Annotated in this window: 18 protein-coding genes and 1 riboswitch; of the genes, 17 read left to right on the top strand and 1 reads right to left on the bottom strand. The window is 62.0% G+C overall.

What is annotated here, in order from left to right:
* Positions 1-165 precede the first annotated feature (165 nt).
* Positions 166-373: riboswitch (cobalamin riboswitch) on the top strand.
* A 91-nt stretch (positions 374-464) separates the two neighbouring features.
* From GS611_RS06910 to cobJ, 7 genes are read left to right on the top strand one after another with little or no spacing between them, the layout of a single operon-like run.
* Positions 465-836 (top strand): DUF1636 domain-containing protein, encoded by a 372-nt coding sequence (locus GS611_RS06910; RefSeq protein WP_171633608.1) that lies wholly within the window; start codon positions 465-467, stop codon positions 834-836.
* Position 837: 1 nt separating this feature from the next.
* Positions 838-1,893 carry a cobalamin biosynthesis protein CobW gene (gene cobW / locus GS611_RS06915; protein ID WP_171231961.1) on the top strand — a complete coding sequence of 352 codons (1,056 nt, stop codon included), beginning with the start codon at positions 838-840 and terminating at the stop codon, positions 1,891-1,893.
* A gap of 3 nt (positions 1,894-1,896) precedes the next feature.
* Positions 1,897-5,190, top strand: coding sequence for a cobaltochelatase subunit CobN (gene cobN / locus GS611_RS06920; protein ID WP_171633611.1), 3,294 nt, complete (start codon positions 1,897-1,899; stop codon positions 5,188-5,190).
* Positions 5,187-6,308: a cobalamin biosynthesis protein CobG gene (locus tag GS611_RS06925; RefSeq protein WP_171633613.1), complete on the top strand. Its 1,122-nt coding sequence runs from the start codon at positions 5,187-5,189 to the stop codon at positions 6,306-6,308. Before cobN ends, GS611_RS06925 begins: the two co-directional genes overlap by 4 nt.
* Complete coding sequence (locus GS611_RS06930) at positions 6,308-6,937, top strand: precorrin-8X methylmutase (protein WP_152457460.1); 630 nt, start codon at positions 6,308-6,310, stop codon at positions 6,935-6,937. Before GS611_RS06925 ends, GS611_RS06930 begins: the two co-directional genes overlap by 1 nt.
* Positions 6,934-7,662 (top strand): precorrin-2 C(20)-methyltransferase, encoded by a 729-nt coding sequence (locus GS611_RS06935; protein WP_171633615.1) that lies wholly within the window; start codon positions 6,934-6,936, stop codon positions 7,660-7,662. Before GS611_RS06930 ends, GS611_RS06935 begins: the two co-directional genes overlap by 4 nt.
* On the top strand, positions 7,659-8,423 hold the full coding sequence (gene cobJ / locus GS611_RS06940; protein ID WP_171633618.1) for a precorrin-3B C(17)-methyltransferase: 765 nt from the start codon (positions 7,659-7,661) through the stop codon (positions 8,421-8,423). The genes GS611_RS06935 and cobJ overlap by 4 nt, the downstream gene beginning before the upstream one ends.
* Here cobJ and GS611_RS06945 read toward each other — a convergent pair.
* Positions 8,414-9,145, bottom strand: coding sequence for a cobalt-precorrin-6A reductase (locus GS611_RS06945; protein WP_171633620.1), 732 nt, complete (start codon positions 9,143-9,145; stop codon positions 8,414-8,416). The genes cobJ and GS611_RS06945 overlap by 10 nt on opposite strands.
* On the opposite strand from GS611_RS06945, the gene cbiE reads away from it, so the two are divergent.
* The 10 genes from cbiE (at position 9,144) to GS611_RS06995 (ending at position 19,244) form a co-directional block, all read left to right on the top strand.
* Entirely contained in the window at positions 9,144-10,343 is a 1,200-nt protein-coding gene (gene cbiE / locus GS611_RS06950; protein ID WP_171633622.1) for a precorrin-6y C5,15-methyltransferase (decarboxylating) subunit CbiE, read from the top strand. The two genes, GS611_RS06945 and cbiE, sit on opposite strands and share 2 nt — an antisense overlap.
* Positions 10,340-10,720 carry a cobalamin biosynthesis protein gene (locus GS611_RS06955; RefSeq protein WP_171633625.1) on the top strand — a complete coding sequence of 127 codons (381 nt, stop codon included), beginning with the start codon at positions 10,340-10,342 and terminating at the stop codon, positions 10,718-10,720. The genes cbiE and GS611_RS06955 overlap by 4 nt, the downstream gene beginning before the upstream one ends.
* Positions 10,717-11,511: a precorrin-4 C(11)-methyltransferase gene (gene cobM, locus GS611_RS06960; protein WP_171633627.1), complete on the top strand. Its 795-nt coding sequence runs from the start codon at positions 10,717-10,719 to the stop codon at positions 11,509-11,511. Before GS611_RS06955 ends, cobM begins: the two co-directional genes overlap by 4 nt.
* Positions 11,498-12,820: a cobyrinate a,c-diamide synthase gene (locus tag GS611_RS06965; protein WP_171633630.1), complete on the top strand. Its 1,323-nt coding sequence runs from the start codon at positions 11,498-11,500 to the stop codon at positions 12,818-12,820. Before cobM ends, GS611_RS06965 begins: the two co-directional genes overlap by 14 nt.
* On the top strand, positions 12,817-13,545 hold the full coding sequence (gene cobA / locus GS611_RS06970) for a uroporphyrinogen-III C-methyltransferase (protein ID WP_171633633.1): 729 nt from the start codon (positions 12,817-12,819) through the stop codon (positions 13,543-13,545). Before GS611_RS06965 ends, cobA begins: the two co-directional genes overlap by 4 nt.
* Entirely contained in the window at positions 13,538-14,308 is a 771-nt protein-coding gene (gene cobF, locus GS611_RS06975) for a precorrin-6A synthase (deacetylating) (RefSeq protein ID WP_171633636.1), read from the top strand. Before cobA ends, cobF begins: the two co-directional genes overlap by 8 nt.
* Positions 14,309-14,366: 58 nt before the next feature.
* On the top strand, positions 14,367-14,825 hold the full coding sequence (locus GS611_RS06980; protein ID WP_171613504.1) for a DUF302 domain-containing protein: 459 nt from the start codon (positions 14,367-14,369) through the stop codon (positions 14,823-14,825).
* A 78-nt stretch (positions 14,826-14,903) separates the two neighbouring features.
* Positions 14,904-16,523: a thiamine pyrophosphate-binding protein gene (locus GS611_RS06985; protein WP_171633639.1), complete on the top strand. Its 1,620-nt coding sequence runs from the start codon at positions 14,904-14,906 to the stop codon at positions 16,521-16,523.
* Entirely contained in the window at positions 16,510-17,694 is a 1,185-nt protein-coding gene (locus tag GS611_RS06990) for a CaiB/BaiF CoA-transferase family protein (RefSeq protein ID WP_171633642.1), read from the top strand. The genes GS611_RS06985 and GS611_RS06990 overlap by 14 nt, the downstream gene beginning before the upstream one ends.
* 179 nt (positions 17,695-17,873) lie before the next feature.
* Positions 17,874-19,244, top strand: a complete 1,371-nt coding sequence (locus tag GS611_RS06995; protein ID WP_171633645.1) for a tetratricopeptide repeat protein — start codon at positions 17,874-17,876, stop codon at positions 19,242-19,244.
* Positions 19,245-19,259: the final 15 nt, after the last annotated feature.

The following is a 19,259-nucleotide window of genomic DNA, read 5'->3' on the forward strand; positions in this document are numbered from 1 at the left end:
ACCCGTTCACCATAGTCTACGCCCCTTGCTAACATACTGTTCGTCGCCCGGCCCATCTCGGGCTGGAGCCCGGCACGCCATGCCGCCCATCGACGCCCACAGGTCGCTTTCCATGCCTCTGCATCATTGTTGCGCGCGACTCGCTTGACAAGCAGGCCAGCGGTGCCGCATGTCCCTTTCGTTGGTGTCGGTGACAGCCGATGAAAAGGGAATGCGTCAACGGTCTTGCCGCCAAACGCAGCCGCCCCCGCGACCGTGAACGGAGAGGATGCCCAATGCCACTGGCCCGAAAGCCGGGAAGGCGGGACATCCGACAGAGGCCCGCCTCTGGCATCCGCAAGCCGGGAGACCTGCCAACAACCGAAGTTGAAACCGGGCGGGGTGTTCCGGTGTCGGGTCCATGACCATTCGTGGCCCGCATGAAACCCCGTCCCCCGCGAAGAGGATTTGGGGGGATGAGAGACATGACCGATACCGCACCAGTCGAGTTGCTGGTCTGTACCACCTGCCGTCGCGGCCTGCCTGTGGAAGATGACACGCAACGCCCGGGCGCTTTGTTACACAAGGCTCTGGAACAGGCGGACCTGCCCGACGGTGTCACCCTGAAAGCCGTTGAATGCCTGTCAAACTGTGATCAAGGCTGTTCGATCGTGTTGCGCGGGCCGGGCCGCTGGACCTTCGTGTATGAAAACCTGAACGAAACAGATCATGTCGACGTCATCGTCGACGGCGCGACCAAGTATCTGGCCACCGAAGATGGTTTGGTGAAATGGCGCGAACGCCCCGAACATTTTCGCAAGAACTGTGCCTCGCGCATTCCCCCCATTGGAGCCTGACATGTCGAACCTCGAAAAACTCCCCGTCACAGTGATCACCGGCTTTCTGGGCTCGGGCAAGACCACTTTGGTGCGTCACCTGATGCAGAACCCACAGGGCAAGCGCCTTGCTGTCGTGGTCAACGAGTTCGGCGATGTAGGCGTCGATGGCGACATCCTGAAATCCTGCGCCATTCCTGATTGCCCGGCGGAAAACATCATGGAACTGGCCAATGGCTGCATCTGTTGCACCGTGGCAGATGATTTCATTCCCACCATCGAGGCCCTGATGGCGTTGGAGCCACGCCCGGATCACATCCTGATCGAAACCAGCGGTCTGGCCCTGCCGAAACCGCTGCTCAAGGCATTCGACTGGCCTGACATCCGCTCGAAGATCACCGTCGACGGCGTGATCGCCCTGGCCGATGCCGAGGCCGTGGCCGCAGGCCGCTTCGCGCCCAATGTCGAAGCAGTGGATGCGCAGCGCATGGCCGATGACTCGATCGACCACGAAACGCCCCTGTCCGAGGTGTTCGAGGATCAGATCTCCTGCGCTGACATCATCCTGCTGACCAAGCCCGACCTCGCCGGCCCAGAAGGCGTGGCCAAAGCGCGCGAGATCATCGCCGCCGAGGCGCCGCGCCCCCTGCCCGTCGTCGAAGTGGCCGAAGGTGCCGTGGACGTGCGCGTTGTGCTGGGTCTGGAAGCCGCCGCCGAGGATGACATGGACGCCCGACCCTCGCATCACGACGGCCATCACGATCACGAGCATGACGATTTCGAAAGCATCATCGTCGAGCTGCCCGAGCAGACCGATCCGGCCCAACTGGTCGCCAATATCGAACGCCTGGCCAATGAACTGAACATCCTGCGCGTCAAAGGGTATGCCGCCGTTCAGGGCAAACCCATGCGCCTGCTGGTCCAGGCAGTGGGTGCCCGCGTGCGTCACCAGTATGACCGCCCGTGGGAACCCGGTGAAGAACGCCGTTCGCGTCTGGTCGTCATCGCCGAGCATGACGATATCAAAGAGGCGGAAATCCGCGAAATCCTCGTGGGTGTGCGTGAGGCCGCCGAGTAAGCCATGCACGTCGTCTTTCGCGAAAGCCACGGGCTCGAGGAAACCGAGACCCCAACCGATCTGGGCCAGAGCCCGGCGGACCTGGTGGTGCTGTCCTTTTCGGACAGCGACCTAGGCGCTTTCGCGGCGGGCTGGCATCGTGGTGGCGGACCGGAAGGGCGAATGCCGACCCTGCGGCTGGCGAATTTGACGGCTCTGAAACACCCGCTGTCGGTCGATACCTATGTCGAACAGACGCTTCAAGGCGCCAAGGGCATTCTGATCCGTCTGATCGGCGGGATGCCCTACTGGGCTTATGGGTTGCAGCAGGTTCTGGCGCTGGCGCAGGCCAAGGGCATCGCACTGGCGGTGCTGCCCGCCGACGGGCGCGAGGACACGCGGCTGGATGACTATTCCACCCTGCCGGTCTCGACCCTGCGGCGTCTGGCGCATCTGTGCGATACCGGCGGCGAGGTCGCGGCACAGGCCGCGCTGGCGCAGATGGCTTTGGCGGCGGGGCTTTATGCCGGTCCGGTGATGGGCGCCAAGACCTTGCCCGAAAGTGGCGTGTGGTGTCCGGATCGCGGCGTAATCCCGGTGGAAACCGCATTCGAAGGCAAGACTAAACGAATCCTCGTCACCTTTTACCGCGCTTACCTGACCTCGGCAGACACCGCCCCGATCGCAGCCCTGATCCGCAGCCTGCGCGCCCGTGGATACGCGGCGGTGGGCCTGTTTGCCCCGTCTCTCAAGGCGCCTGTAGCCGCCGAATGGTTGCGGGAACAGGTTGTTGCGCTGAACCCATCTGCCATTGTCAACGCCACTTCGTTTTCGGGAAAAGGCGCGTCGGGAACGTCGCCTCTGGACGCTGCAGGCGTGCCGGTGTTTCAGGTCGCTCTCGCCACCTCGCGCCGCAAAGCCTGGGCCGAGGCGGAACGCGGTTTGTCCCCGGCCGATCTTGCCATGCATGTGGTACTGCCCGAGGTGGATGGACGGATCTCAGCAGGAGTTGCGTCTTTCAAGGAACCCGGAAAACGCGATCCGCATCTGGAATACGCGCGCTTTGCACACCGTCCCGAACCGGACCGGATCGAAGCGATCATCGACCGTGTATCGGGCTGGCTTGCACTGAACGACAAACCCAAGGCAGATCAGATTCCTGCGTTGGTCCTGTCCACCTATCCCGGCAAAGACTGGCAGATGGCCCATGCGGTTGGCCTCGACGCGCTGGCCTCGGCCCAGGCGATGCTGTCCGATCTTGACGAAGAAGGCTATGACATCGCGACTGGCGAGCCGATTGCCGACACTCTTCTGGACGCACGGATTTCGTGGTCGCTTGGGGATTATCAGGATGCGCTTGCGGAATTGCCCGAGACCCTGCGCGCTGATCTGCACACCGTTTGGGGCGCGCCCGAGGATGATCCGGCCTGTGCCGATGGGGCCTTCCATTTCACCGCGCTTCGGCGCGGCAAGGCGCTGGTCGCGCTGCAACCCGAACGCGGCACGCCCGAGCTGCGGGATGACGACTATCATGACCTCTTGCGCACCCCGCGCCACGGTTATGTCGCCTTCTATCTGTGGCTGCGCAAAGGGTTGGGTGCCGATGCGCTGATCCATATCGGCGCGCATGGAACGCTGGAATGGTTGCCCGGAAAATCGGTCGCCTTGTCTGCCGATTGTTGGCCCGAGGCGCTGATCGGCGATCTGCCTGTAATCTACCCGTTCATCGTGAACGACCCGGGCGAGGCCGCGCAAGCCAAGCGCCGGATCGGAGCCGTCACACTGGGCCACATCCCGCCCCCGATGAAGGAAAGTGGCACGCCGGATCGGATGGTGCGGCTTGAATCGCTGCTGGATGAGTTTTCGAACGCCGACGGGCTTGACCCCAAACGCCGCGACCGCTTGCAGGAAGATATCCGTGATGAGGCGCAGGCGATAGGGCTGGAAAGCGATCTCGGCCTCGATCAGGCAACCTGCACCGCCGAGGCCATCACCCGCATCGACCGCTTTGTCTGTGACATCAAGGAAAGCCAGTTTGGCGACGGGCTGCACATCTTTGGGCGCGTGCCCGAGGTGACGGGCAGTTTCGATCCGGCCCCTTCGGCCAACGCCGAACGCGACGCGCTGATCAAAGCGCTCGAAGGCAAGCGGATTGATGCCGGGCCTTCGGGGTCCCCCTATCGTGGCCGGTCAGATGTTCTGCCCACCGGGCGGAACCTTTACACCACCGATCCGCGGTCGGTTCCGACCCGTGCGGCCTATGCTCAGGGTGTGAAACTGGCCGAGGAACTGGTGCGGCGCCATCTTCAGGAAGAAGGCGATTACCCGAAGGGGCTGATCATCGATCTGTGGGGGTCAGCCACCATGCGCACGGCGGGCGAGGAATTCGCCATGGCCTTGCACCTGCTGGGCGTCAAACCCGTGTGGGACAAAGGGTCCGAGAGGGTTTCCGGCATCGAGGTTCTGCCGATCACCGACCTGAGCCGCCCGCGCCTAGACGTGACCCTGCGGGTCTCGGGCCTGTTCCGGGATGTTTTCCCGACGCTGTCCGCCTTGTTTGGCCAAGCGGTTCGCGCATTGGCCGCGCGCGATGAGGCAACGGACTGGAACCCCTATGCCGGGCAGGCGCCGGCAGCGCGGGTCTATGGACCTGCGCCCGGAAGTTACGGCGTCAATATGACCGAACTTTCCGAAGTGTATACCGACGAGGCCCGTGCGCAGGCCGGTGAAGCGTGGCTAGAGGCCAGCTCTTTTGCATTGGAAGGCGAACACATCTCGCAGGACAAGGACGGCATCACCCAACGCGTTGCAAATGCGGACAGCTTTGTCCACTTGCAGGACCTGACCGAAACCGATCTTCTTTTGGCCAACGATTATGCCACGCACGAGGCAGGCTTTGCCGCCGCCAAGAAGATCGCCGGCGGAACCGCGCAGCTGTACCATCTGGACAACACCAACCCCGAAAACCCGCGTGCCCGAACTTTGCGTGAAGAAATCAGCCGAGTCGTCCACGCCCGTGCCGCCAACCCCTGCTGGATCGCCGGAATGCAACGCCATGGTTTCCGGGGGGCGGCCGAAATCGCGGCAACGCTGGATCATATGGCTTCTTTCGCGCATCTGTCTGGCACGGTCGCACCGCATCTTTTTGACCTCTACCACGATGCCACTCTGGGCAACGAAGAGGTCGACGCGTTCCTGCAAGAGGCCAATCCCAAGGCGCGTCAGGCCATGCAGGACCGGTTTCGCGCGCTGCTTGAGGCCGGGCTTTGGAACACGCGCCGGAACTCTATCAGGGCTGATCTGGAGGGATTGAGATGAGTGCACCGATCGTTCAGGGCTGGTGCCCGGGCGCCCATCGTCCGATGATGTCCGGTGACGGTCTGGTCGTCAGGGTCAGGCCCCGGCTGGCGCGTCTGGACGCCGATCAGGCACTGGGACTGTGCGATCTGGCTGACCGCTTTGGCAACGGCTCGATCGATTTGACCAATCGCGCCAATCTGCAATTGCGGGGCGTGGAAGAGGAAGACCATCAGCCTCTGCTCAAAGAGCTTGCCGCGCTGAACCTGCTGGATGCGGAACCCGGTATCGAAATACGCCGCAATATTCTGGTTACACCGCTCTATCAGGCGGGCGATTTGACTGCTCGGCTGACCCATGAACTGATTGACCGGCTTGCGGAGCTGCCGGCCCTGCCGGCAAAGTTCGGTTTTGCAATCGACACGGGCCCCGAACGTCTGCTGGCGTCGGATTCGGCTGATATTCGTCTGGAAACCAGTGCAGGCGGCCTGATCCTGCGCGCCGATGGCTGCGAAACCGGGCGGAGCGTGACCGAGACCGACGCCATTGACCACGTGATCGCGCTGGCGATGTGGTTTGCCGAAACCTACACGCCCGAGACACGCCGCATGGCGCGTGTCATCGACGCCCTGCCGCAGGAATGGCAAGGATGTGCGCCCGGTTCTGTTGGCGCAAAGCTTCAACCGGGCCCCTGTGAACTGGGTGCCCTTTACGGCGCGGCTTTTGGGTCGCTGCCTGCGCGCAAGCTGTATGACCTGATCGAGGACAGCGGCGCTTGCGCCCTGCGCGTCACCCCGTGGCGGCTGATCCTGCTGGAAGGCGGGGCGGCGATACCTGCCCCGGCCTTTGTCGAAAATGGAACCGATCCGTTGATGACCACCGACGCCTGCCCCGGCGCGCCGTTCTGCCCGCAGGCGCAGACCGAGACGCGCGACATCGCCCGGGCGTTGGCGTCGCGGGTGGCCGGACGCCTGCATGTTTCAGGCTGTAGCAAGGGATGCGCTCGCATGGGTCCTGCCGACATCACATTGGTGGGCGCAAACGGACGATTTGATCTTGTCAAACAGGGCCGCGCGGGGGATGAGCCCAGCCAACGCGGGCTCGACCCGGAAACACTCATGACTATGGACTTCACCTGATGCCCTATACATACGAAACCGATGGCGCGGCGATCTACAAGGAAAGCTTCGCCACCATCCGGTCAGAGGCTGATCTGGCCCGGTTTGATGCCGATGAAGAGCAGGTTGCCGTTCGCATGATCCACGCCGCGGGTATGGTCGGACTGGAAGAGTTCGTGCATTTCTCGCCCGGCTTCGTGCAGACGGCCCGCACTGCTTTGGAAAATGGCGCACCGATCCTGTGTGATGCGCGCATGGTCAGCGAAGGTGTCACCCGTTTCCGCTTGCCCGCCGACAACCAGGTGATCTGTACCCTGCATGACGAACGCGTGCGCCCCCTGGCTGCCGAGATGAGCAACACCCGTTCCGCCGCTGCGCTGGAGCTGTGGCGGCCGCATCTGGAGGGCGCGCTGGTCGCCATAGGCAATGCGCCCACCGCACTGTTCCATTTGCTGAACATGCTGGAAGACCCGGATTGCCCGCGCCCTGCCGCGATCATCGGCTGCCCGGTTGGCTTCGTCGGCGCGGTGGAATCCAAGGATGCGCTGTGGCAGGCGCAACCGGTGCCATCCTGCATCGTCAAAGGTCGTCTGGGCGGCAGCGCCATCACGGTGGCGGCCATCAACGCCATCGCAAGCCGGGCTGAATGAAGATGGGCACCATATACGGTGTGGGCCTTGGCCCCGGCGATCCAGATTTGATGAGCGTCCGGGCTGATCGCCTGCTGCGCAATGCAAAGCATGTGGCGTATTTCCGCAAACCAGGTCGCAGTGGTCAGGCCCGCAAGATCGTCAACGGGATGATCCCTGAAGGCGCGGTCGAGTTTCCGATGGAATATCCCGTAACCACCGAGATCCCGGTGACAGACCCGCGCTACAACGAATTGCTGGCAGCTTTCTACGAAAACTGCACCGCCCATCTCAAGGCCCTGTCCGAACAGGGCGAGGATGTGGTGGTCTTGTGTGAGGGAGATCCGTTTTTCTACGGCTCGTTCATGCATCTATACAATCGGTTGCGTGACGAAGCTCCGGTCGAGGTTGTGCCAGCCATCACCGGCATGTCCGGTGCGTGGACGGCCACGGGCGATCCGATCACCTGGGGTGATGACGTGCTGACCGTGCTGGTTGGCACCCTGCCCGAAGAAACGCTGGCGGAACGCATGGCTCTGACCGATGCGTTGGTCGTGATGAAAATCGGACGCAACATCGACAAGGTGAAGCGCGCTCTGAAGACCGCTGGCCTGTATGACCGGGCGTGGATCGTGGAATATGCGCAGATGCCGAACCAGACAGTGACCAAGCTGTCCGAAGCCTGCGAGAAGATCACCCCGTATTTCTCGATCATCGTCGTGCACGGTCAGGGGCGGCGACCATGAGCGGCTGGGTCAAGATTGCCGGTCTGGGGCCGGGTGATGAGGCGCTTGTTACACCAGAAGTAACAGCCTCGCTGGCCGAAGCCACCGATGTTGTGGGCTATATCCCATATGTGGCGCGTATTGCCGAGCGCCCCGGCCTTACACTGCATGCCAGTGACAACCGGGTCGAAATCGACCGCTCGCAACACGCGCTGCAAATGGCTGCCGATGGCAAACGGGTGGTCGTTGTATCCTCGGGCGATCCCGGCGTGTTTGCCATGGCGGCGGCCGTCTTCGAAGCACTGGAAAACGGCCCTGCGGAATGGCGTGACCTTCAGATCGATGTGCTGCCGGGGATCACGGCGATGTTGGCTGCATCCGCGCGCGCGGGTGCCCCGATGGGACATGATTTCTGCGCCATCAACCTCAGCGACAACCTCAAACCATGGTCATTGATCGAAAAACGCCTGCGCCTTGCCGCACAGGCGGATTTCTCGATGGCCTTTTACAATCCCCGCTCGAAGTCTCGCCCGGAAGGCTTTGTAAAAACGCTGGAAATCCTGCGTGAAGAGTGTGAGCCCGAACGTTTGATCCTGTTCGCCCGCGCCGTATCGCGGGCCGATGAAGAGATGCGCATTTCGACACTGGCCGAAGCCACGCCCGACATGGCGGATATGCAGACTGTGGTGATCGTGGGGTCATCCCGAACGCGCGTCATCGAGCGCGATGGCGCACCCATCGTTTACACCCCTCGCTTCACCCCTGGTGAGGATCAGGGATGAGACAGCCAGTCCAGAACCTGTGCGACCTGCGAAAACTCGGTCCGCTTCGGCAGAACCGGGCGGTCGATCATCAGCACGGGCACGCCCAGCGCCCGCGCCGCGTCCAGCTTGGCGCGCGCGCCCGTGCCGCCTGCGTTCTTGGACACGACCAGCTGCGTCCCATGGCGCTGCATCAACGCCCGGTCGTCGGCTTCGGTAAACGGCCCTCGGGCGACGACCACCTCTGCGTTCGGCAAGGGCAGCTCATTGGGCGCATCCACCAGACGCAGCAAATAGCGATGCTGGGGCTGGACCGTGAAGTCCTCAAGGTGCATGCGGCCAACGGCAAGGAAAACACGCTGAGCATCGCCGGACAATGCGTCGACGGCGGCAGCGATGTCGGGCACATGACGCCAGACATCGCCGGGCTGCGACACCCAGGCCGCGCGGGTCAACGCGGCCAATGGCGCCCGCGTCGCGGCGCATGCCTCGATCGCGTTCCGACTCATCCGGGCCGCAAAGGGATGGGTCGCGTCCACGACATGGGTGATGGCATTCTCATGGATATAGGCAGCCAGACCCTCCGGACCGCCGAAACCGCCGACCCTTACCGGAAAGGGCTGAGGACGCGGGTTTTTCACCCGTCCGGCGTAGGAATACACAGCCGCAATCCCTTGTTGCGAAACAGCTTTGGCCAGCGCGTTGGCCTCGGTCGTGCCACCAAGGATCAGGAGGGTTGTCATGTCTGAATCTCCGTGGCTGACCGTTCTGGGACTGGGCGAAGATGGGTTTGATGGCCTGTCGCCATCCGGCCGTCAAGTGCTGGACCGGGCCGAAGTGATCATGGGGCCGCCGCGCCACCTGTCATTGCTGCGCGAAACAGGGGCGGAGCGTGTCGAATGGCCTGTGCCGTTCTCGGAAGGTCTGCCGATCCTGAAAGGATTGCGTGGCCGGCAGACCGTTGTTCTGGCCTCGGGCGATCCGTTCTGGTTTGGCGCAGGCTCTGTCATTGCGCGCAATTTCGATGCCGGTGAATGGACCGCCCTGCCCGGCCAATCCACCTTTTCGCTGGCGGCTGCCCGGCTCGGCTGGCCTTTGGAAAGCACACTGACCTTCGGCCTGCACGCCGCGCCGCTGACCCGTTTGCGTCCTCATCTGGCACCGGGAGCGCACGCGATCCTGTTGCTGCGTGACGGAAAGTCCGTGGCGGAACTGGCACGGTATCTGACCGAGACAGGCTTTGCCGACTCGGCCCTGCATGTGATGCAGGCCCTAGGTGGCCCGCGCGAAAACACCCGAACAGTCACGCTGACCGAGGCGCTGTTGGGTACGTTCGACCATCCGGTCTGCGTCGGTCTGGAGGTTTCCGGTGCAGGACCTGCCCTTTCCAAGGCGTCTGGCAAACCGGACCACATCTTCGAGACGGACGGTCAGATCACCAAACGCCCGATCCGCGCCCTGACACTCTCGGCGCTTGCCCCGCAACGCGGCGAACATCTGTGGGATATAGGTGGAGGCACAGGTTCGATCAGCATCGAATGGCTGATGTGTGATCCGACCCTTTCCGCGACGTGTTTCGAGCCCCGTGCCGACCGGGCTGAGCGAATCCGCCGAAATGCAGATACGTTGGGGCAAGATCGATTGAATGTAGTACACGGAACCGCACCAGAAGCGCTGTCAGGTGTCGACCTGCCGGATGCCGTTTTCATCGGCGGAGGATTGAGCGCCAATCTGCTGGCGTGGCTGCGCGATGCGCTTCCTAAAGGCACACGCCTTGTCGCCAATGCGGTCACATTGGAAAGCGAGGCCCTGCTGGCACGTTGGCACGAAGACTTGGGCGGTGACCTGCTTCGGATAGAACTTGCACAATCAGCCCCGCTAGGACCAAGGCGCGGCTGGAAGTCCGCCTATCCGGTGGTGCAGTGGAGCGTGACGCTATGATCGTTGCTGGCCTCGGTTTCTCCTCTTCTGCGACAGCCGACAGTTTGCGTGAAGCGTTTGACGCGGCAGCCGCAAACCACGACGTCGCCGCCTTGGCAACCGTGGCCGACAAGGAAGGTCATTCGGCCCTGACATCCTTTGCAGAAGAGGTGTCTCTGCCCTTACATTTCGTTGCCGCAGGCGATCTGGCCGGGCAACGCACACTCACTTGCTCGACCCGTAGCCGGGCCACCTATGGCACCGGAAGCGTGGCCGAAGCATCCGCCTTGGCTGCCGCCGGAAAGCTTGTTGGCTCGGGCGCGCGGCTGCTTTCACCCAGACAGATTTCAGACGACCGGCTGGCCACATGCGCCATAGCCATCGGAGGACAAACATGACCGTTCATTTCATCGGCGCCGGACCGGGCGCCGCCGACCTGCTGACGCTGCGCGGGCGCGACATCATCGCATCCTGCCCCGTTTGCCTTTATGCAGGTTCCCTGGTTCCGGAAGAAATTCTTAGCCACTGCCCGGAAGGCGCAAGAATCGTGAACACCGCGCCAATGGATCTGGATCAGATCATGGCCGAGATCGAGGCCGCACATCAGGCCGGCCAGGATGTGGCCCGTCTGCATTCCGGCGACCTGTCGGTCTGGTCGGCGATGGGGGAACAGATCCGCCGCCTCAAGGAAATGGGCATCCCGGTCAGCGTAACCCCAGGCGTTCCGTCCTTTGCGGCGGCTGCGGCGGCTTTGGGAGCCGAGCTTACTCTGCCCGGGCTGGCGCAATCCGTGGTTCTGACCCGGACGCCGGGCCGTGCATCTTCCATGCCCGAAGGCGAGACGTTGGAGAATTTCGCACGCACGGGGGCGACACTTGCCATTCATCTGTCGATCGGCAATCTGGACAACGTCATTGCCGATCTGACCCCGGCCTATGGGGCCGACTGTCCGGTCGCCGTGGTCTATCGCGCAAGCTGGCCGGATGAACGGATCATCCGCGCGACGCTGGGAACGCTCAAAGAGGCGCTGGATGACAGCATCTCGCGGACTGCGTTGATCATGGTCGGTCCGGCACTGGCGGGCGAAGGTTTCGACGAAAGCTGCCTGTATTCGAAAGATTACGACCGCCGCTATCGCCCGCAAAGCGCCGAGAGCCCCTGGTCAAGCTGGAGCCATGGTGATGATTAACCCTCCGGGCCTTCTGATTTCCGCCCCGTCTTCGGGCACGGGCAAGACAACGGTCATGCTGGGCCTGTTGCGCGCGTTGGCCGAGGATGGCCTGACCGTTCAACCGTTCAAGAGCGGACCGGACTATATCGACCCTGCCTTCCACCGAGCCGCGTCCGGGCGGGCTTCGTTCAATCTTGACAGCTGGGCGATGGGCGATCCTTTGTTGAACGCGATCTCTGCGCAGGCCGAAGGCGCCGACATCGTGGTGGCGGAAGGTTCGATGGGCCTGTTCGATGGCGTGGCCAAGCCGGGTGAGTTGGGTCATGGGTCCAGCGCCGAGACCGCTGCACGGATGGGTTGGCCGGTTGTGTTGGTGCTGGACGTCGGCGGTCAGGCGCAATCTGCGGCGGCCACCGCGCTGGGGTTCAGGATGTACAACCCCGATCTGCCCTTTGCCGGCGTCATTCTGAATCGCTGTGCCAGCCCCCGGCACGAGCGTCTGACCCGGCTCGGGATGGAACGTGCAGGCCTGCCGGTTCTGGGTGTGCTTCCGCGCCGAGGCGATCTGACCCTACCCGAGCGGCATCTGGGGTTGATCCAGGCCGTCGAACACCCGGATCTGGAAAGCGCCATCGTGGGCTATGCCGCATTTCTGCGCGAACATGTGGATCTCGAGGCGATCAAACAGGCGGCTTCCTCAGGCCCCATTGGGCCATCGTCAGACGCGCTGCCGCGCCCTCCGGCCCAGCGGATTGCATTGGCACGGGATGCGGCTTTTTCTTTCACCTATCCACATTTGCTGGAAGGCTGGCGCACCGCCGGGGCCGAAATCCTACCCTTCTCGCCACTGGCAGACGAAGCCCCGGCGGCGGATGCCGACCTGGTCTGGCTTCCCGGCGGATATCCTGAACTGCATGCCGGGACGTTGGCTGCTGCAAAAACCTTCCTCGCGGGTCTGCGCAAGCACGCGGAAACAAGGCCTGTGCATGGTGAGTGCGGTGGATACATGGCGCTGGGTCATGCGCTGATCGACAAGGATGGCGTGCGGCATGAAATGGCTGGCCTGCTGGGTTTGGTGACGTCCTACCAAAAACGCAAATTCAACCTGGGCTATCGCAAGGCCGAACTTTTGGCCCCGATGCCGGGATTTGAGCGGAATGCAGCGCTGCGCGGGCATGAGTTCCACTATTCCTCGATCGTGGATCAACCTGACCCGCCGCTGGCCCGTGTGTTTGATGCCGAAGGCGCAGAGGGACCTCAGACCGGCTCTGTTCGCGGCAATGTCACAGGTACGTACTTTCACCTGATTGCGGAGGCAACTGCATGAGCGGATTTGTGTCTTTCATCGGCTCGGGCCCCGGCGATCCGGAGTTGCTGACGTTGAAGGCCGTCAACAGGATGCAAAAAGCCGATGCGATTTTGTTCGATGACCTCAGCAGCGGGCCGATTCTGAGCCACGCGCGCGAAGACGCCGATCTTGTGGGCGTGGGCAAACGGGCCGGTCGCCCCTCGCCCAAGCAGGACCATGTCAGCCGGTTGCTTGTGGATTACGCCCGGACCGGCCAACATGTCGTGCGGTTGAAATCCGGCGATGGCGGCATGTTCGGGCGGCTTGAAGAAGAGCTTGTTGCCCTTCGAGATGCGGGCATTGAATTCGAGATCATCCCCGGCATCCCGTCTGCGGTGGCTGCCGCAGCTGCCGCAGGTATCCCGCTGACGCGCCGTCTGACCGCACGGCGCGTGCAGTTCGTGACGGGACATGACGTCAGCGGCGCGCTGCCGGACGATCTGAACCTGACCGCACTGGCCGATTCTCAGGCCACCACCGTTGTATTCATGGGCAAACGTACTTTCCCGCTTCTGGCAGAAGCGCTGCATTCACACGGCCTGTCATTGGACACGCCTGCCCTGATGGCTGAATCTGTTTCGACCCCGGATCAAAAGCTGACGCGCAACACCATCGGTGCTTTGGCCGAACAGCTAAAATCCGAGATCGGCACGGCTCCGGCCCTGATCCTTTACGGGCCGCTGGCGGAGTTCGAAGATGATTGATCTGAGCCTGATTGGCATCGGCACCGGCAACCCGGATCACGTGACCTTTCAGGGCGCGCAGGCGATCCGGTCGGCCGATCTGATCCTGATTCCCCGCAAGGGCGAAAACAAGGCCGATCTGGCCGGGCTGCGTGAGGACATCATCGACCGGGTAACCGAGACACCGCCAAGGTTAGCCTATTTTGACATCCCAAGGCGCCGGGCGGACGATGGCTATCTGCGCGGCGTGGACGAATGGCACGACGCCATTGCGCTGCGCTGGCACGAGGCGATCGAGGCTCACCCGGGGGCGCAGCACATTGCTCTGCTGATTTGGGGCGACCCGTCCCTGTATGACAGTTCGCTGCGCATTGCGGCGCGTCTGGACCCCAAGCCCAACACCAGGGTGATTCCGGGCATCACGGCCTTGCAGGCTTTGACCGCGGCTCATGCGATCCCGATCAATGATCTGGGCGCACCCTATGTCGTGACCACCGGGCGTCGTATCCGGGATGAAGGCTGGCCTGAAACCGCTTCGAAAGTCGCCGTCATGCTGGACGGGGAATGCTCGTTCCAGTCCCTCAGGATGGCAGAGTATGACATCTGGTGGGGGGCCTATGTGGGCATGAAAGAAGAGCTGCTGATCAGCGGCCCTTTGGATCAGGTCGCGCAGCGGATCCTTGACACGCGCGCCCGAGCCCGAGCCGACCATGGCTGGATCATGGATATCTACGTGCTGAAGAAACGCGACGTGCAGCAGCGCGCGGCGAACACGGATTCGTGACTGCGCAGAACTCTCAAGTCTGGCACACAGGTCAGAGTAAGATACCGGAGACGCGTTGATGAAAGCCTTCATTCCCCTGCTCTGCCTGATCGCGTTGCCCCTGTGGGCTCAGAATGCGCCCGAGGGCTGGGCCGTATACCCAACCCAGAAACCGTATGCGGAACTGGTTGACGCAACCAAAGCCGCGATCAAGGAAAACGGGCTGATCGTCGTGACTCAGGCGGGCCCGACCAAAGCGGCGGCAGCACGTGGGATATCGATTCCCGGAAATCGCGTGATCGGCGCGTTCAACAATGACTACGCCGTGCGGGTTCTGGAAACCTCGGTCCACGCGATGATCGAGGCCCCGATCCGGTTTTACGTTACCGAGAACAAAGACGGGACGGCGAACCTGTCGTATAAAACCCCCAGTTTCGTCTTTGCGCCCTACGCCTCGGAAGGCGGTCAGAACCTGATGGATATTGCAGCAGAGCTTGACTCGACGTTTCAATCGATCGCTGAACGCGCAGTCAAATAGTCACACTGGCGTGAACCGCCTTGCGTCCGGGAACGTCCTCCGCAATCTGCTTGAAACGGTTCTATCGGAGCATGACTGATGCAAGACCCCTCGCCCCGCGCTGCGGATATTCTGGCCCAACGCTTATATGAAGCGGGGTGCCGACACGCATTCGGGATGCCGGGGGGCGAGGTTCTGACGCTGGTCGATGCGCTGGAAAAGGCTGGGATCACCTTTCATCTGACCAAGCACGAAAACTCTGCCGGGTTCATGGCCGAGGCCGTTCATCATCGCGACAGTGCACCTGCGATTCTGGTGGCCACTCTGGGTCCGGGCGCAATGAACGGGATCAATGTGGTAGCGAACGCTTTGCAGGATCGTGTGCCGATGGTCGTTCTGACCGGATGCGTCGATGCGGACGAAGCGTTGACCTATACCCATCAGGTCATGGATCACAGCCGGGTTTATCGCTCGATCACCAAAGGCACTTATACGCTGACAGCCAAAGGCGCGGATATCATTGCCGACAAGGCGGTGTCGCTGGCCATGCAGCCACGACCCGGCCCGGTTCATATCGATGTCCCGATCTCGGTTGCCGACACGCCTGTTAACGGCGTGAAACGCCGCCGGCTGGCCAAGGTCGCGCCGGTCAGCCCCGGTGGGGAATGCCTTGAGAAGGCCCGCCGCTGGGTGGCCGAGGCCGAACGCCCCATCGCCATCATCGGTCTGGATGTCCTCTATGACGACTCGCGCAGTGTCGTGCAGGCGTTCCTGGAGCATTTTGGCATTCCTTTCGTGACGACCTACAAGGCCAAAGGCGTCGTGCCCGAGGATCACGCGCTGTGTCTGGGCGGCGCGGGGCTGTCGCCGCTGGCTGACAAGCATCTTGTGCCTCTGATCGAACAATCGGATCTGGTATTGTGCCTGGGATATGACCCGATCGAAATGCGCCCCGGCTGGCGTGAGATCTGGGATCCGGAAGAAAAGCGCGTCATCGATATCTCTGCCGTGGTCAACGACCACTACATGCATCAGGCTGGATTGAACCTTGTTGCCCACACGGGCGAGACATTGGAGGCAATAGCCAAAGGCAACCCGGCCCGTGAAACATGGCCGGGCAACGAACCCGCGCAGGTCAAAGCCGCGCTGGCAAAGGCCTTCCCCACCGATGAAAGCTGGGGGCCCGCTGCCGTCATTGCCGAAACCCGCGCTGTCCTGCCGCCTGAAACACTGGCCACGGCCGACAGCGGTGCACACCGCATTCTGCTGAGCCAGATGTGGGCGTGCAGCGAAGAACGCGGGCTGATCCAGTCCTCGGCGTTGTGCACGATGGGATGCGCCGTACCCATGGCCATTGGCCTGAAACTGGCCGAACCCGACCGCCCGGTGATCAGCTTCTCGGGGGATGCGGGGTTCCTGATGGTTGCGGGCGAGTTGTCGACAGCGGCTGAAATGGGCGGCAACCCGATTTTTCTGGTCTTCGTGGATGCCAGCCTTGCCCTGATCGAGCTGAAACAACGTCAGCGACAGATGCGCAACACGGGCGTGGATTTCGGCCATCATGATTTTGCTGCCATGGGCCGGGCCTTTGGCGGCAATGGCCATACGGTTCGTAACAGGACAGAGTTGCGCGCCGCACTGGAAGCTGCTGTAAAGGCTGAGACATTTACGGTGATTGCTGCTGAAGTTGAGCGTGGAGGCTATGATGGCCGCATCTGAAGGCCCGTTGAAGGGTGTCAAGGTTCTGGACCTTAGCCGGATCCTGGCAGGCCCAACATGCACGCAGCTTCTGGGCGATCTGGGCGCAAGCGTCATCAAGATCGAAAACCCGGCAACCGGTGGCGATGACACGCGGCAATGGGGCCCGCCCTACGTAAGCGATGCCCAGGGCAACCGCTCGGATCTGAGCGCCTATTTCATGTCTGCCAACCGCAACAAGAAATCCGTGGCGCTGGATATCTCCTCGGCCGAGGGTCAGGCGGAAATCAGACGCTTGGCGTCACATGCGGACATCCTGATCGAGAACTTCAAACCGGGCGGGCTGACCAAATACGGGCTGGACTATGCCACCCTGTCGCAAGAGTTTCCAAGCCTCGTGTACTGTTCAATCTCGGGCTATGGTCAAACCGGCCCGAATGCCAGCAAGCCCGGCTATGACCTGATGGCGCAGGGCTATGGCGGGATCATGTCGCTGACCGGCGACCCCGAGGGCGCGCCCATGAAAGTGGGTGTTGGCATTGCTGACGTGATGTGCGGGATGTATGCAACCGTGGGTATCCTGGCCGCGCTGCGCCACCGCGACTTGACCGGCGAGGGCCAGCAGATCGATCTGGCGCTGGTGGATTCTCAGATCGCCTGGCTGATCAATGAAGGCGTCAACTATCTGACGTCAGGCAATGTTCCGCAACGACGCGGAAACGGGCACCCCAACATCGTTCCTTATGACGTCTACGAAACCGCCGATGGGCACGTGATTCTCGCGGTCGGAAACGACGGCCAATTCAAAAAACTCTGCAACTTCATCAATGCTCCTGAACTGGCAGACGATCCGAGATTCGCGACCAACCCGGCCCGTCTGGAACATCGTGATGCGCTGAATTCGATTCTTCGCCCCGCAGTGAAGGCGCTGGACACCCACACCGTCATTTCCGGTCTGGAGGCTGTCAAAGTGCCCGTCGGCCCGGTGCAGACGCTGGATCAGGTGTTCAACACGGAACAAGTGGCCGCAAGACAGATGCAGATTGCCATGCAGGCCCAGCCGGGTCAGGTCAACCTGATCGGGAATCCTCTGAACCTGTCTCGTACACCTGTAACATATCGAAACGCCCCACCGGTCTGCGGGGCCGATACTGAGGCTGTTCTGAGCGCCGAAAACCCGTTCGAGGATTGAAATACTTGCACATCTAGGCGACATGTCGCTGAAACATGCCCTTGAATCGGCGGTTTTTTTCATCTTTTTCGCACACGTCATTTCACCAATTCGAGAGCAGCGTCGATACTGTTACGTCCCTCTCGCACACTCTGGTACATCGAACAGTGTCAAATATCGCAATCAGATTGGACCCAAGTATGAAACAAGACGTTTTCGGACAGATGAACACCCTGACCCAGCCGGCGGCAGTCGAAGCGTGGAATGGTGTTCTGCTTGGGTTCATGGCTCATGCCGCTGTCACGCCCCAGCACTTGGGCAAAGTGCTGGAACTCGAGCCCGACTTCGCGCTGGGTCAAGCGGTCAAAGGTCTGTTCATGGCGCTGCTTGGGCGGCGCGAGATGATGGCGGTTGCTGTCGAAGCGCTGGCTGCTGCCAACGCGGCGATGGAACGTCAACCTGTAACTGAACGCGAACGTCTCTACGTGGATGCGCTGGCCTTGTATCTGGCCGGACAACAGGCACAGGCGGTTCAGAAATTTGAAGCGATTCTGCGTGACCATCCGCAGGACACCCTGGCGATGAAACTAAGCCATGCGACCCGCTTCGTTCTGGGTGATGCAAACGGGATGCGCCGCTCGATCGAGCGTGTGATGCCCGCTTATGAGCCGGACCACCCCGGGCGCGGCTATCTGCTGGGCTGTCATTCTTTCGCGCTGGAAGAAACAGGCGCTTATGAAAAGGCCGAAATCGCGGGCCGTCAGGCGCTGTGGATGGTGTCCGATGATGCCTGGGGCCTGCACGCGGTGGCCCATGTCCACGAAATGACGGGCAATGCGCAGCTGGGCCTTGACTGGCTGGCCGGTCGCGAGGCGGCCTGGGCCCACTGCAACAACTTCCGTTACCACGTGTGGTGGCACAAGGCACTGATGCATCTGGATCTGGGTCAGGTCGATCAGGTGATCGAACTGTATGACAACCATATCCGCAAGGACAAAACTGACGATTATCGTGACATTTCAAACGGCACTTCGCTGTTGATGCGGCTTGAACTTGAGGGGGTAAATGTCGGAAATCGCTGGGAAGAGCTGGCTGATCTGAGTGCCGCACGAACGGAAGACGGCTGCCTGATCTTTGCGGATTTGCATTATCTGCTGGCGCTTACCGGTGACAATCGCGCTGATGCCACGGCCAAGATGCTAAACCGCATGAACAAGGATGCGGCCCGCGCCGACGACGACACCACCCGCCGCATGGCAGACCCCGGTATCGCTGCGGCCATGGGCCTGGAGGCCTTTGGCGACGGCCACTATGGAACCGCCTTTGATCATCTGCTCGCGGCGCGCGATTCCATGCAACTGGCCGGTGGCAGCCACGCGCAACGTGATGTATTTGAACGCATTACCATTGATTCCGGCCTGCGCGCAGGTCGCCTGGACGCGGTGGAACGCATTCTGGATGACCGTCGCGCCAAGCGCGCCGGGGGCGAAGACAATTATGCCATCGCGCGTCGCGCCCTGATCGACGCGGCCCGCGACAGCGGTGACGTCCAAAGCGTCCCCGCCGAATAACAAGAAGACCAAGAA

Source organism: Ruegeria sp. HKCCD6119 (assembly GCF_013110585.1).
In the GTDB taxonomy this organism is placed as follows: Bacteria; Pseudomonadota; Alphaproteobacteria; order Rhodobacterales; family Rhodobacteraceae; genus Ruegeria.